Raw genomic sequence first — 14,227 nt, 5'->3', positions numbered from 1 at the left:
AAAGGGAGAAAAAATGATAACTAACGAATACATAAATCATGCAATAGACTATATCTTAAATCATATCAATGAAAGTATATCTGTTGAGGAAATTTCCTCTCATTGCAACTTTTCAAAATATTACTTTTCCCGAATGTTTAGAATGGAAACTGGAGAAAGCATCTATGAATTTATCAAACGAATAAAAATGGAGCAAAGTGCGTTTCGCTTGAAGGTTGAGAAAGGCAGAAGTATCACCGATATCAGCTGTGATTACGGTTACAGTTCATCAAACTACAGCTCTGCATTTAAACAACATCACAATCTATCTCCAATTGAATTTCGGCGTAGTATTGTGCAAAAATCCTTAGTAAACCCAATTTTTACTGATGCTGCTATAGGGTTAGCATCCTTTGAGGAATGCGACAAAAAAATTTCCATAGAAGTTCTTGAGGATTGTCTTACTATATACGAGCGGCATAAAGGAAATTATGGAGATTTATCAGTGCATTGGGGAGCTTTTCAAGAAAAATATAAGGAATATATCACTGATTTAACGCTGCTTCTTGAGCGCACCTATGATGACCCGTCCATTACCGATATAGATGAATGTCTATATGACATCTGCATAACTGCCCCAGAAGGCTGTATGCTTGAAAATACCTATGTGCTAAAAGGTGGAAAATTTGCTATTTATCACTTCAAAGGTTTGGTAAAGCAGATATACAGTTCTTACCAAAGTATCTTCAATGTATGGTTGCCTCAGAGTAACTGTGAAATTGACGATCGCTATGGCTTTGAGATTTACAGAAAAATAAACTGTGATTCCATGTATATGGAAATTGATATTTGTATTCCGATCAAATAAAGCACAAAAACAGAAGTATTTTTCTTTTCATTCCTTTATCCTTTATGGTGTAAACAATGGATATATGGAGGAAATAAAAATGAACTTAGAAAGCATTCAAAACAACAAAATTAACACAATTTTGCAATTTTCGATTCCATCGATTATTGCAATGGTGCTGACCTCACTGATTACGGTTGCCGATGGTTTTTTTATCGGAAACTATGTGGGAAAAGAAGGTCTTGCTGCGGTTAACTTAGGGCTGCCAATTATCTACTTATACCTTGCAGTGGGTCTTATGGTGTCGGTAGGCGGCGTGGCAATCGCCGGAATGGCTCTTGGCAGTAGGGACATCAAAAAGTGCAACAGCGTTTTTAATCAGACTATGTGCATGGCAATGGTTTCGACCGTCCTGCTAAGCATCATCATGTGGCTCTGCCTTGATTCGATGCTTCAACTCTTAAATGCCGATACAAAAGTGTCGGGATTTTTCAAAGACTATTACGGCATTATTCTGCTGGAGCTTCCAATTATGGTGATAAACGCATCCTTTGGTATGTTTATCCGTGGAGAAGGCAAGCCGCAGTATTTTATGCAAGTCAACATTTTCAACGTGCTACTCAATATTTTTCTGGATTATTTATTTGTCCGCTGGTTCGCTTGGGGTGTAAAGGGTGTTGCTGCTGCCTCATTACTTTCAGCTATTGTTACCCTTTTGTGCATCCTCTACTTTTTCATCAAGAAGTCAAGCGTATACAAACTCAGCAAATATACTTTTTCGGGCGTGGTGCTGCGTAGCACACTACTTAATGGCAGCTCAGAATTTGTCGGTGAGATGTCCATGAGTATTTCTATGTTTGCCTATAACTTCGTAATTCTAAAGAATATTGGTGTTGACGGTGTGACTGCGTTTACCATAGTGGGTTATATTGCCTATATCTTCAGCATGGTGATTATCGGTTTTGGTCAGGGGGCAAGCCCTCTCATCAGTTTTACTTATGGGGCAAAGGAACATTTGCTTGCAGCAAACCTACGTAGGATAAGCAACTTCATGGTGCTCACTGTAGGAGCCGTGGTGCTTTTACTGGTGCTAGCTGGTTCAGGGTGGTACAGCAGTCTGTTTGTAAAAAGTGATGTCGTGGAGCGGATGGTGCGTTCGGGCGTGATAATCTATGCTGTTTCATTTTTATTTTCAGGAATTAATACAATTTCTTCTTTTTACTTTACATCAATTGGAAAGGCAAAGGAGTCCGCTATTATATCTTCTGCACGAGGTTTGGTTATTCTGCTGATTTGTATTTTTACTTTGCCGCCGCTGTTCGGTATGACCGGGGTATGGCTTGTCTCACCGATTACAGAAGTGCTTACCTTACTTTTGAGCTTGTTTTTTATAGAAAAAGAAAGTAAAAAACTATCACACAGATTAGCCCAAGGTTAATGTCCACCCTGTGCATACTAATCTTACTACCATTCAATTTGAGCCGCTACACATTGTCTTTGTGCAGCGGCTCTCGTTTAATTGAAATTGAATAGGTTTAGACCTACCTCTTCATTAAAAATCCGATCAACTTTACCATCTATAATATCTATAATTAATTCACAAGTAGCACTTACAACAGCTCTGTTGAGATGTCCTCCGAAAACTCTTCCCTCAGCATCCCCCGCACTCATGTGTAGATGGCAATAAAACTCATTGTTCATTGTGTTGATGGTCCCTGTTAATGAAACGATTTCAAAATCACCGCTAAAATCGTTGGAATAATACTTTTTTTCTTTTGTCTTAAGCACGCCTACTGTAAATTCCCCTACAGCGCCTAAGGCATTCAAGTTTGCCAGTTTAATATCTTCCTTTAAAGCAATTTCTTTAATGGCATCTAATATTTCTTCGCCTTTGTCAATTCTGGCTACTATTTTATTGTTAAATCTTCTGTATTCCATAGCATTTCCTCCACACAGCAATTATTTGCTCATAAATTATAATGGAAAGTATTTATTTAAGGAAATTATACTACAAAATTATGTTTTATCCAATTTATTCATTATTCACATTCTTACATTCGCGAATATCATAAACTCTGCTATAATCTTTGGTTACAAGATTTTTTACAACTTCCGATCTGTGGTCCTCTAAGAAGCGTACTATCTGATAAACATCAATCCAGATTTCACTGTTGCATTCTTTCTGCGACTCATCAAATACAAGCTGCATACCAAAATGAAGGTGTGTCCGGTTTATGTTATTTACGTTTTCCTTTGTGCTGTATCCCGTTCTTCCCATATAACCTATAACATCACCAGCTTTTACTTCTGATCCCTCTTTTAAATCCAGCTTGTATGGGAAATCCTTTCGAAGATGAGCATAATAATAGTACCGTTTTTTATCCAGTGATCGTATCCCTATACGCCATCCACCGTATTGATTCCAGCCTAGAGCTTCAACAGTACCGCCTTCAACTGCGATAATAGGAGTCCCCACCTGGCCCATCAGATCATTTCCCAGATGGTTTCTTGAAAATCCATAGGAACGGCTTTGACCAAAATCATCATAATGGTTATAATAATAATTTTTTGCGATCGGCGAAAATGCCTTTAGTCCATATCTTTTCTCCCAATGTTTTTCTCTCCCATCTTCATTGGCAACTTCAATTTCATAGGCTCCTGCAAATCCTGAAAGAACGGCACTGTAAGCCTCATAATAGTAATTATAATATTTCATATCCTTTGTTAAATCTTTCATGCTCTCACCTTGCCGAATTTTTTCTGCAATCTCATCTAATTGCTTATCCTTATAGCCCTTAAAATTATTTCCATTCTTAGCTGCCAGATAGGATAATAATTCAATCCAGTTTAATTTTATATCTTGCTCCTGTGACTCAATATCTAAACTGAGTGCCCTCTCCATAGCTTCACTTGGTACATTATAATCCACCCATTTTATATACTCTTCGCCTTTTTCATTGGTTCCTAAAACATCTTTGTCGTTAAAATAGTAAAAAGCAATTCGTCCACTTAGGATTAGTGCCAGCACAATCAATATCACAAAGCATAAATTAGTTAGTACTCTTTTATTCATAAACAACATAAAGCAATATACCTCCAAAGTTATAAACAACCTTCAAGAAGTTGAAATATACAATATTACTATATATATTTCATCTAAAGCCCAATCATTACATTTTGATAAATAAAGAACTGTCCCTAAAATTTTAACTTAGAGACAGTTCTGGCATTACTTCTTATATTATTGATTTATTTTATAACCTCTTCCGCATAAGTGTTATTTACCACTTCTTCATAAGGAGCTTTTTCCTTTAATTCTCCTGCCTGAGTCATTACTTCCTGCAGCAAATTATATGGTTCTTCTTTAAGGATGGGATCTGTTGCCCAGACACCAATATCTTTATATCTTTGAACTACTGTTGTTAGGAGTTTCATATCCGTGTCAGGGAACGAAGGTGCAACAGCTTCCGCAATTTCTTCTGCAGTATGACTGTCAACCCATTGCTGTCCTTTATAAATCGCAGATACGAAACGCTTAACCATATCTTCATTTCCTTTTATAAAGCTCTGTTTAGCAAAATATGCTGTATATGGAATTTCTCCACTTTCCGCTCCTATGGAGGATACTATGTATCCTTTTCCTTCTGCTTCAAGCATGGAAGCTGTAGGTTCAAACAATGTAACATAATCACCAGTTCCGCTTGTAAAGGCTCCTGCCATCAAAGCAAATTGAATACTATTATCTAACGTTGTATCTTTGGCTGGATCTATACCATTTTTTCTTATAACATATTCTAAAGTCATGTAAGGTACTCCGCCTTTTCTTCCCGGTAATACTACTTTGCCCCGGATTTTATTCCAGTCAAAATTATCATCCTTTTCACGCCCTACAAGGAAGGATCCATCACGCTGGGTAAGCTGGGCAAATACCTGTGTATGGTCTTCTTTCCCCTCGTTATAAACATAGATAGAGGCCTCAGGGCCGGCAAATCCGATGTCAACATTATCAGATAAGACGGCAGCCATGACTTTATCTGCACCCTGTCCGTTTGACAACTCTACCTGAATCCCCTCATCTTCAAAAAACCCTAAATTCATAGCTACATATTGAGGTGCATAAAAGATAGAGTGTGTTACCTCACATACAGTAACCTTGTAGTTTTCCTTTGGTTTAGAACCACATCCAGCAAAAAGAGAAATGATTAATACTAAAGTTAATATACCGCACAAAAGTTTTCTGTATTTCCTCATACTGAAACTCCTTTCTATTTTTTAGAAATAATTTATAAATAACAAAGCAGTTAATGCCCATATAATTTCAATACTAAATTTTGCATAAGTACTACTGCTTCATACATTATTGCTGCAACTACAGCTAATATAATGACACTTGCCATAACCAAGTCTAACTGGAATACTTGACCTCCGTAGACAATTAAATACCCTAGACCAGCTTTCGAAACTAAAAATTCACCTGCGATGACACCAACTAAAGATAAGCCAATATTAATTTTTAATGAATTAAAAAGCGTTGCTATGTTATATGGGAATACAATCTTGCTAAAAATCTGCATTTTTGATGCACCAAATGTGGTAGCCATTTTTACATACTCTTTATCTGTATGCTGGAAACCATTTAACATCTCAAGTACCGTTACTATTAAGGATATTGCCAAAGCCATAAATATGATTGCTTCTGTTCCTGCTCCTACAATAATGATGATTACTGGTCCTAATGCGATTTTAGGCAGGCTGTTTAATACGACAAGGTATGGCTCACTTATCTTAGCAATAAGGCTGCTCCACCAAAGAATTATGGCAAGAATAGTGCCAGTTATTACTCCTAGCACAAATCCCATCAGCGTTTCATATACGGTTACGCCAATGTGCATAAGAAGCCCATTTTGAGCCATATTAACGTATGTTTTTAAAATCCTTGAAGGCTGGCTGAGAATAAAACTGTCTATAAGTCCAACTCTTGCTGAAATTTCCCAAGTGCCTATTAAAAACACTAAAATCCCAATCTGCCAAAAAAGAATCATATGCTTTCGATGTTTTTGTTTCTTCAGAAACAATATTCTTTCTTTGGAAGTTATCTGTTCATTCATTACCACCTAGCTCCTTCCAAATATAATCAAAGTATTTACCAAACTTAGGACTATTTCTGCAATTTAAGGGATTTCTATTCTCCATTTCAAAATCTATGTCAAGAACCTCTTTTACTATTGCTGGTCGTGCGCTCAATATAACAATTTTATCCCCCATGCTTATTCCCTCTGGTATATCGTGGGTAACCATAATAGTCGTAACCTGCTCCTGTTTCAATATGCCATAAACATCATTTGTCACAGCTAATCTCGTCTGATAATCAAGTGCAGAAAATGCCTCATCTAATAATAAAATATCTGGATTAATTGCAAGCGTCCTGATAAGAGCAACCCGCTGTCTCATTCCTCCAGATAATTGTGATGGATATTTATCTTTAAATTCATAAAGCCCATATGTTTTTAATAATCCAATTACTCTTTCCTCATTTTCACGATTTACGTTTTTTTGTATTTCTAATCCAAGCATTACATTTTTATAAATCGTTCTCCATTCTAATAAGTTATCCTTTTGCAACATATATCCAATATGGGTTGATACCCTTTCAATTTTTTCTCCTTTTACATAAATTTCACCCGCTGTAGGTTTCAACAGCCCCGCAATAATGGAAAGTAGTGTTGATTTACCACATCCACTAGGCCCCACTACACTGACGAATTCACCTTTTTCAACATTAAAACTTATATTTTCCAGTGCTGTTATTTCCCCATTTACTGCCTGATATTTTTCCACTATATTTTGAACTTCTAATACTGCCAAAACATCACCTCATTGTTTTCATAATATATCATCTTACATTGTATGTGATTTTAAACAAAATGGTGAATATGGAAGGCTGCTAAATAAATTCTGTACATGTTATAAATTCTCTATTTCTAGGCAAAATACAAGGAAAGAAAAGAAAGGAGGTTTTCCAGTGAATAACGAAAAAATCAGAATGGATTCAACGCTTGCCCGAAACACTTTAGATGAAATCCCAACACCTTCCAGTGACGCAAAACGAATCACAGGTCTTGTTAAGCATAGCGGCCGTGTAACAGGATATCAATTATCTGACAACAGCATCCTATCAAAAGAAGACTGTATCGATCTTGCAAGACGTGGCGGGGTAATGGGAGTGGGAGTTGCCCATAGAGGAAATACAGAATATTTAAAGTCAATTCCTGATGGTTCTGACAACAATAATTTAAGTACACTGCCTACTGTTCACTAATAATTACAATAAAAAAACCCTATGGATTTGTACTATCCATAGGGTTTTCATAATCAAATTAAAAATTAATATCTTCTCCATAGAAACATGCCTTCAATAGTTTTTCCATTTCTTCCTGATTAGGAATTCTTGGGTTTGAACCTGTACACGCATCTCCAATAGCCAGTTCTGCAACCTTAGAAAGCTTTTCCATAAATTCATCTTCTGCAATAATTCCGCCTTCATATTCCTTTATGCAACAAGGGATATCAAGGGAAGCATTCATTTCTTTAATTTCAGAAATTAAAGCCTCAATCAGCTCCTCATCAGTACTTCCCTCTAATCCCATAAACTTTGCAATTTCACCATATCTCTTGGCGGCATCTAGGTTCTTAGCATTAAACTGGATTACTCTAGGTAAATACATAGCATTTGCACAGCCATGAACAATATGGCCACCGCTATAAGCTGCCCCGGTCTTATGTGCCATTGAGTGGACGATACCTAATAATGCATTTGAAAATGCCATACCAGCAAGACACTGTGCATTGTGCATTCTCTCTTTGGCTTCTTTGTCTCCGTCAAAAGACTTCTTTAGGAATTCATGTACCATTTTGATAGCATGAAGCGCAAGTGGGTCAGTGTAATCGCAATGAAGAGTGGATACATAAGCTTCTATAGCATGAGTCATTGCATCCATTCCTGTAAATGCTGTTAATTTAGGCGGCATAGTTTCAGCAAGCTGAGGATCTACGATAGCCACATCAGGTGTGATATTGAAGTCAGCTAAAGGATATTTAATACCTTTAGCATAATCTGTAATAACACTGAAAGCTGTCACTTCTGTAGCAGTTCCTGATGTTGAAGGAATCGCACAGAATCTGGCTTTTGTTCTTAATTGAGGGAAATTAAAAGGAATAATTAAATCCTCAAAAGTAGTATCTGGATATTCATAAAATGCCCACATAGCTTTAGCGGCATCTATAGGGGATCCGCCTCCCATAGAAATAATCCAATCGGGCTGGAACTTTTTCATCGCTTCAGCACCTTTCATAACCGTATCAACGCTGGGGTCTGGTTCTACGTTTTCAAATAATTCTACTTTCATCCCCGCTTCTTTTAAGTACCCTACTGCCTGATCCAAGAACCCAAAACGTTTCATTGAACCACCGCCAACAACTAAAAATGCTTTTTTGCCTTGTAAATTCTTTAACTCAGACAAACAACCACTTCCGTGATAAAGATCTCTTGGTAATGTAAATCTTGCCATATAAACTTCCTCCTATGTATTTATTATTATTTTTATACACGTTTTAAGTATAGGGTAAACTTATTTTTTAATTTTTATACCAAAATTTTTCTACAATATTATTTATTAATTTTTGACCCACAATCCATGCTGACTGCAGTAAAAATAGATTTTGCCTTTACGCATAGCTGGAAATCTTACTTCTGCATTTTGTTCCGGATACAATTTAACTAAAAGCACCCTGTCGTAACACACATATGCTACAAAGCTTATAAAATGAGATTTGCTCATGTCATGATTAAATGTTATATAATAATCATTCTCTACTTCTTCTACCGATATTTCATGTATTTCATCTGCTGCCTTTGGAATTAGTTGTGTAAGTTTCCTCCCACAGCAGAACACCTCGCCTTCCCCCGTAGCAGTCAATACGTTTCCACAATTGGGACATACGTAAAATTTAATCTTCTTCATATTTCCTCCGTCTGCATCATTAGGCTCTAAATTACCTAATAATATTTTTTCAATATTTACTCCTAATACATTGGAGAGTTCCCTAAGCAAGGATACATCAGGGCAGCCCAAGCCGCGCTCCCATTTGGAGATTGCTTTATCACTGATATTCATTAAATCTGCAAGCTGCTTTTGAGTCATTCCTTTTTCTTTTCGTAAACTTAGTATCAATTCTCCAACCTTATTGCAATCCATGTTGCTCACCTCCATATTTCAGATTAAATGCTGACAAAAAAAATTTCAATAAACGCTCCGTAGAGTTTCATCTCCCATCTCAATTATAAAAGTTGATCCACTGTGTTTAACTGGCTTATTATTGAATTTAAGGTTTGCTTTCTCTGCACCTGTAAAACAATGGCATTATTATAGCTTTCCTGTGCCAGCTCAAATTCTTTTTTTTCTCTTGCAGTTTTACCTGAAGAAATATATTCTTTCAGCCCATCATTTTTAAAAGCTTTAATACTTTCCTTACTTGACTTTACCAATGATACGGCAGTTTTTAAATCTGCAACCTTTGCCTGTGTAATGACCATTTTGGGGGAACCTAGTTTATGTGCCTTTTTCTGTATAGAAACAGTTATATTATTCATTTGTTTCCTAAGTTCTTTGAGGTCTGAATTATTTTGCTTAACCTGTTCATTTAATATAGTTATCTCTTCTTTTAGATTCCCATCATTTTTGCCATGATTAGCGCCTGCGTAAGCTGTCTGAATTCCACTTATACCCAGGATACAAATGCATAGTATACATATTATTTTTATATTTAAATTTCCTTTTAGTAAAAACATTTATTATCCTTTCTACTCCATAGAATTAATTTCATTTAAAAGGTCGTCTACTTCAGTAGAGAGCTGATTAACGATTTCCTCTTTCTCTGAATCAGACAAATTATTTTCTGATTTTACTATAACTGATGCTACATCATTCTGCTCTAGGTCTTTATTCTCATTTTTTTCTATCTGTTGTATACTGTTCTCATCAGCTTGTTCAACCTCTTTTTCCTTTTCAGATTGACTTAAATCTTCATCCTCTATTTGCACAGACTCACTATTATCTTCTTGTGAAGCCATCTGATTAGAATCACCTGAAACATCCTCGATTTCAACTGATTTACTACAACCTGAAATTAATATTGCTGTAAATAAAAGCAATAGAACATATTTTAATAACTCTCTTTTATTCATATATCCTGTACCCTATCCTTCCACCTTATTTACAGTAAAACAAATTTGTGTGCCCTCTCCCTTTTTACTTTTTGCAGTAATATTTCCACCACTTAGAACCACCAGATTCTTAACAATAGAAAGCCCCAGGCCACTACTTTCTTTTTCCGGAATCAGATGGTTTTTGGATTGATAGAATTTATCAAATATAAAAGGTAAATCCTTTTCTGAAATACCTATGCCCGTATCCGCTACGGTTATTTCAACCAGATGCTTTTTTTCTTTGGCTGTAATATCTATTTGCCCACCTATTTCTGAATACCGTACAGCATTACTCAAAATATTGATAAAAATCTGCATCAAACGTTCTCGATCCATAGAAACCCTTAGTTTTTTATCCACTAGAATACTGATTGTAATACCTTTACTATCAGCTTTTTCTCTTAAAATTAATATTGACTCTGCCACAACTTCGTATAATAGTATTTCTTCAATGTTCAGTTTCATTACTCCCGACTGAATTTTAGTTATGTCAAGAAGTTCAGACGTCAAATTTACTAAACGATTTGTTTCTCCCCTTATAATTTTTAAATACTCCCTAGAATTCTCTACGGTAATGATACCGTCTAACATTGCCTGTACAAATCCACCAATTGAAGTAAGTGGTGTTCTCAACTCATGAGATACATTTGCAATGAATTCCCGCCTTATTTTATCGTTAATTTCAAGTTGATCTTTCATATTATTAAAAGAATGAGCAAGCATTCCTATTTCATCTTTTGATGGAACCTGAACAGCTGATATCATTTCGCCCTTTGCTATACTTCTCGCCGCTTTTTCAACCTGCTCTATAGGTTTTGATATTCTACGAGAATTGATAAAAATAATGGGAATACTGATTAACATAATCATCGCACAGCAACTCCATAAAATGCGGTTCATCTTCATTATATTTTGGTTTATATTATTTATAGGGCAAAACATCAGTATCGCACCTTTTATTTCTGTTTTAATTTTTAATGGATATCCCATATATACCACATAGGTTTCAAGCTTCTGGGAATATTCATTTTTTCGGAACACTTGCTTCCCATTAAGTACAGTAGATAAATCCTCATATACAAATTTATCTGTAACGCCCTGATATGTCAGTTCTTTTCCTTGTGAAAAACTATCTTTATCTATTTGTATAACATATATCATAGCATCGGCACTGTAACTCATTCCATTTACTGCAGAATTCAGTCCTTCAAGGGACATGGTACCTGCTGTATATTTTTCTGTTAAAATTTCTATTCTTTTCGCTATAACTTCAAAGCTTTCCTTTTTCTCTTCCATGACAATAGTTTTATACATAAATGAAATTGCAGAGGTAAGTATAACAATTATAAGGAGTGTAATCACAAAGTAGGTCACTAAAAGCCTTGAAAAAATGCTCTTCATTATTCGTATACCTCCAGTTTATATCCTACTCCCCAAACAGTTTTGATTTCCCAGACCTTAGATTTGATACTCAATTTTTCTCTTATGCATTTAATATGTACATCAACCGTCCTCGTATCTCCCATGTAAGAATAATCCCATATTTTCTCCAGCAGCTGTTCTCTAGTAAACACAATATTTCTATTTGTCAGTAAAAAATATAACAACTGGATTTCTTTAGGTTTTAAATTAATACTTTTACTATTTAACCTTACCTCATATTTATTTATATCAACCATGAGATTATCTATATTAATTGGTTTATTGATCTGTTTATTATCTGTTGGCGCAGCATTTCTTATTCTTACCTTTACCCTTGCCAAAAGCTCTTTAGGTTCAAAAGGCTTTACTAAGTAATCATCTGCTCCCGCATCAAACCCATTTACCTTATCCTCAATCATATCTCTTGCTGTAACCATGATAACAGGTATATTTTTTTCCATTTTCATCAAACGACAAACCTCCCAGCCGTTTATGGCAGGGAGCATTAAATCAAGAATTACTAAATCATAATCCCCTTTACTTATATAATCAAGAGCAGAGCTCCCATCATGGCAGCAGGTTGTAATATAACCTGCATTGCCAAGATAGAGCTCCATTAACTTACAAATATTTTTATCATCGTCTACTATCAATATTTTCTGTGTTTGCATCTGCTCTCTTTTCTCTCTATTTTTGTCTATTCATTCTCTGCATTTTCTTCCTTATCTGAATCAGTTGCTGGCTGTTTTACTGTTTTAATTTGTTCCTTCAAAGCTTTAATTTTTTCTTTAGTCTCAGCTTTAATCTCAGCCTTTTCTATTTTTGCAGCTTCTCTAAGTTCTTTTGTTTCCGCTTTGTTTTCTGCTTTTTCTACCTTTGCAGCTTCTCTAAGCTCTCTAATTTGTGCTTTAACCTCTGCTTTTTGTGTCTTTGCAGTTTCTAATTCGGTTTTAAATTCAACTTTCTTTTCCTTTATAAGATCTCTGATCTGGTCCTCTGCTAAACCTTCAGGATTAATGCCATACCTAATAGCTTTATTAGTAATCTTCTCCATAGCTGCAGCCTTTATGACAATCTTCATTTCTTCCAGAGTCAAACCCTCTACATCTACTCCAAGTAACTCAGCCCTTAGCGTAAGCATTTCCCTCTTCATGGTTAAAAGTCTTCTTTCGGTTGTAACTTCAGCTTCTGATACTTCCGCTGGCTCAATGTTCTCCAAGTCTTCAACGCTGTCGGCATCTCCTATAGCTTCTATTTCATCCATTATCTGAATTGCTTCTTTATCCTGCGCTTCCTCAGCATCATCAGCCACCTGTGTTTCCGTAACAACCTCTGTAGCCTGTGCTGTCTGCTGCTCCTGCTGTAAATCAGTATTTTCTGGACTTTCTGCTGCAAAAGCGTTCACAGCTCCTCCCACTCCTAAAGCCATTACCATCATCAAACCCAATATTTTTGTACTCATTTTCTTCATCTTTATTTTTCTCCTTTCAATCAATGTATATGCCATTTACTTTATTTGGTATATTTACATGATAAAGGTCAAATATGAATAAAAAACAGTTGATTTGTAAACAGATTGTAAACTATTTATAGCTATTGTAAGCATTATACCACATCTTATATTAACTACATTCATAAAAAATAGCGTTTATATTATTATTAAGAAACAAGGTTTTCCTTTGCCTTTTTCAAAGAAAGATCTGCGATTTAGCAAAGATAAAATAAAAAGCATCTTAAAGCTTGGTTCTCCCATTGCTTTACAAGATGCTTTAACAAATATTTCATTTTTGATTATTACTTCCATTATAAATTCATTTATAACTTCATTATTTTCCTCTGCTTCAGAGAAGCAATTCCCTCTGGCGTATGTGTTGACAAATATACAGTGTCATTTTCATTTACAAAGGTTCTTACTTTTTCCAAAGTTTCTTTTGCTGAATCAATATCTTCAAACACGACTGATAAGGCATTCTTTCTTAAAGCTTCATCAGTATATGTAACATCCCCGTGGAATAAATAATAAATCCCATCCCATTCCAAAACAAAAATCGAATTTCCTTTAGTATGTCCATATGCAGGTAACATAGTTAAGCCTTCACTTATTTTTTCACTTTGTTCAAAGTTTTTAAAATTTCCATCTTTAAAAGAAACTCTTATGATATTCTCACCTTGCAGATTCATAGCATCTGCCTCTATTTCAGATATATATATTTTAGCATTAGGAAACATTCTTAGTTCCCCTGTATGGTCTGGATGTTTGTGTGTCACAAGTACTTTATCTATATCTTCCGGGCTATAACCAAGCTTTTTTAAAGCAGTTACAAAATCTGCAATTTTTTCACCCATAAATAACTTCTGATTTGACTCCTTTTTAAATTCTGGTGTTTCAACAGGTAACCCTGTGTCTATTAAAATTACTTCCTTACCTGTGTCTATTAAATAGTTTTGTAAACTTGCAGGATATATTACGTCCTCTTGAATCAACGCTTTTTCCATTGATCCTCCAAATGCAAACGATTCCTGCATTTCTCCATTTTTATAAAACTCTAAGGCTTCTATTTTCATCATACTATACCCAATAAATACTGCAAAGCTAAATGCAATACCTTCCCTTTCTTTTTTTCTATTAACAATATATGTTTACCCTTTTATGGAAAATTAAAACTGTCCCAAGAATATTATCTTATTTTTAGCTAAAAATAAGGTTGAGTTTA

16 protein-coding genes are annotated in these 14,227 nt (G+C 35.3%); 3 read left to right on the top strand and 13 right to left on the bottom strand.

What is annotated here, in order from left to right:
• The first annotated feature begins 13 nt into the window (after positions 1-13).
• Positions 14-847 carry an AraC family transcriptional regulator gene (locus tag RTW14_RS03680; RefSeq protein WP_312648338.1) on the top strand — a complete coding sequence of 278 codons (834 nt, stop codon included), beginning with the start codon at positions 14-16 and terminating at the stop codon, positions 845-847.
• A 79-nt stretch (positions 848-926) separates the two neighbouring features.
• Positions 927-2,264 (top strand): MATE family efflux transporter, encoded by a 1,338-nt coding sequence (locus RTW14_RS03675; RefSeq protein ID WP_312648337.1) that lies wholly within the window; start codon positions 927-929, stop codon positions 2,262-2,264.
• 77 nt (positions 2,265-2,341) lie between these two features.
• On the opposite strand, the gene RTW14_RS03670 is transcribed toward RTW14_RS03675, so the two are convergent.
• The 5 genes from RTW14_RS03670 to RTW14_RS03650 all read right to left on the bottom strand — a co-directional run bounded on the left by RTW14_RS03670 (position 2,342) and on the right by RTW14_RS03650 (position 6,691).
• A complete protein-coding gene (locus tag RTW14_RS03670; protein ID WP_312648336.1) occupies positions 2,342-2,764 on the bottom strand; it encodes a PPC domain-containing DNA-binding protein in 423 nt (140 codons plus the stop codon).
• Positions 2,765-2,858: 94 nt separating this feature from the next.
• The gene (locus RTW14_RS03665; protein ID WP_312648335.1) at positions 2,859-3,908 is read right to left on the bottom strand and encodes a M23 family metallopeptidase; all 1,050 of its coding nucleotides are present in this window, start codon (positions 3,906-3,908) and stop codon (positions 2,859-2,861) included.
• Positions 3,909-4,075: 167 nt separating this feature from the next.
• Complete coding sequence (locus tag RTW14_RS03660; protein WP_312648334.1) at positions 4,076-5,077, bottom strand: ABC transporter substrate-binding protein; 1,002 nt, start codon at positions 5,075-5,077, stop codon at positions 4,076-4,078.
• Positions 5,078-5,127: 50 nt separating this feature from the next.
• Positions 5,128-5,934 (bottom strand): ABC transporter permease, encoded by an 807-nt coding sequence (locus RTW14_RS03655; RefSeq protein WP_312648333.1) that lies wholly within the window; start codon positions 5,932-5,934, stop codon positions 5,128-5,130.
• Entirely contained in the window at positions 5,927-6,691 is a 765-nt protein-coding gene (locus tag RTW14_RS03650) for an ABC transporter ATP-binding protein (RefSeq protein WP_312648332.1), read from the bottom strand. The genes RTW14_RS03655 and RTW14_RS03650 overlap by 8 nt, the downstream gene beginning before the upstream one ends.
• A gap of 157 nt (positions 6,692-6,848) precedes the next feature.
• On the opposite strand from RTW14_RS03650, the gene RTW14_RS03645 reads away from it, so the two are divergent.
• Entirely contained in the window at positions 6,849-7,145 is a 297-nt protein-coding gene (locus RTW14_RS03645) for a DUF3892 domain-containing protein (protein ID WP_312648331.1), read from the top strand.
• Positions 7,146-7,203: 58 nt separating this feature from the next.
• On the opposite strand, the gene RTW14_RS03640 is transcribed toward RTW14_RS03645, so the two are convergent.
• The 8 genes from RTW14_RS03640 to RTW14_RS03605 form a co-directional block, all read right to left on the bottom strand.
• Positions 7,204-8,394 (bottom strand): iron-containing alcohol dehydrogenase, encoded by a 1,191-nt coding sequence (locus tag RTW14_RS03640; RefSeq protein WP_312648330.1) that lies wholly within the window; start codon positions 8,392-8,394, stop codon positions 7,204-7,206.
• 105 nt (positions 8,395-8,499) lie between these two features.
• The gene (locus tag RTW14_RS03635) at positions 8,500-9,081 is read right to left on the bottom strand and encodes a helix-turn-helix domain-containing protein (protein ID WP_312648329.1); all 582 of its coding nucleotides are present in this window, start codon (positions 9,079-9,081) and stop codon (positions 8,500-8,502) included.
• 83 nt (positions 9,082-9,164) lie between these two features.
• Positions 9,165-9,674, bottom strand: coding sequence for a hypothetical protein (locus RTW14_RS03630; RefSeq protein WP_312648328.1), 510 nt, complete (start codon positions 9,672-9,674; stop codon positions 9,165-9,167).
• A 12-nt stretch (positions 9,675-9,686) separates the two neighbouring features.
• A complete protein-coding gene (locus tag RTW14_RS03625) occupies positions 9,687-10,070 on the bottom strand; it encodes a hypothetical protein (RefSeq protein WP_312648327.1) in 384 nt (127 codons plus the stop codon).
• A 12-nt stretch (positions 10,071-10,082) separates the two neighbouring features.
• Entirely contained in the window at positions 10,083-11,492 is a 1,410-nt protein-coding gene (locus RTW14_RS03620; RefSeq protein ID WP_312648326.1) for a HAMP domain-containing sensor histidine kinase, read from the bottom strand.
• Positions 11,492-12,184: a response regulator transcription factor gene (locus RTW14_RS03615; protein WP_312648325.1), complete on the bottom strand. Its 693-nt coding sequence runs from the start codon at positions 12,182-12,184 to the stop codon at positions 11,492-11,494. Before RTW14_RS03615 ends, RTW14_RS03620 begins: the two co-directional genes overlap by 1 nt.
• Before the next feature lie 26 nt (positions 12,185-12,210).
• A complete protein-coding gene (locus tag RTW14_RS03610) occupies positions 12,211-12,984 on the bottom strand; it encodes a hypothetical protein (protein ID WP_312648324.1) in 774 nt (257 codons plus the stop codon).
• A 344-nt stretch (positions 12,985-13,328) separates the two neighbouring features.
• Complete coding sequence (locus RTW14_RS03605) at positions 13,329-14,081, bottom strand: MBL fold metallo-hydrolase (RefSeq protein WP_312648323.1); 753 nt, start codon at positions 14,079-14,081, stop codon at positions 13,329-13,331.
• Between the last annotated feature and the right edge of the window lie 146 nt (positions 14,082-14,227).

It is taken from the genome of Aminipila sp., assembly GCF_032051575.1.
GTDB lineage: Bacteria > Bacillota > Clostridia > Peptostreptococcales > Anaerovoracaceae > Aminipila.
The sequence above is the reverse complement of the archived record's forward strand: the minus strand, read 5'-3'. Positions and strand labels throughout refer to the sequence as shown.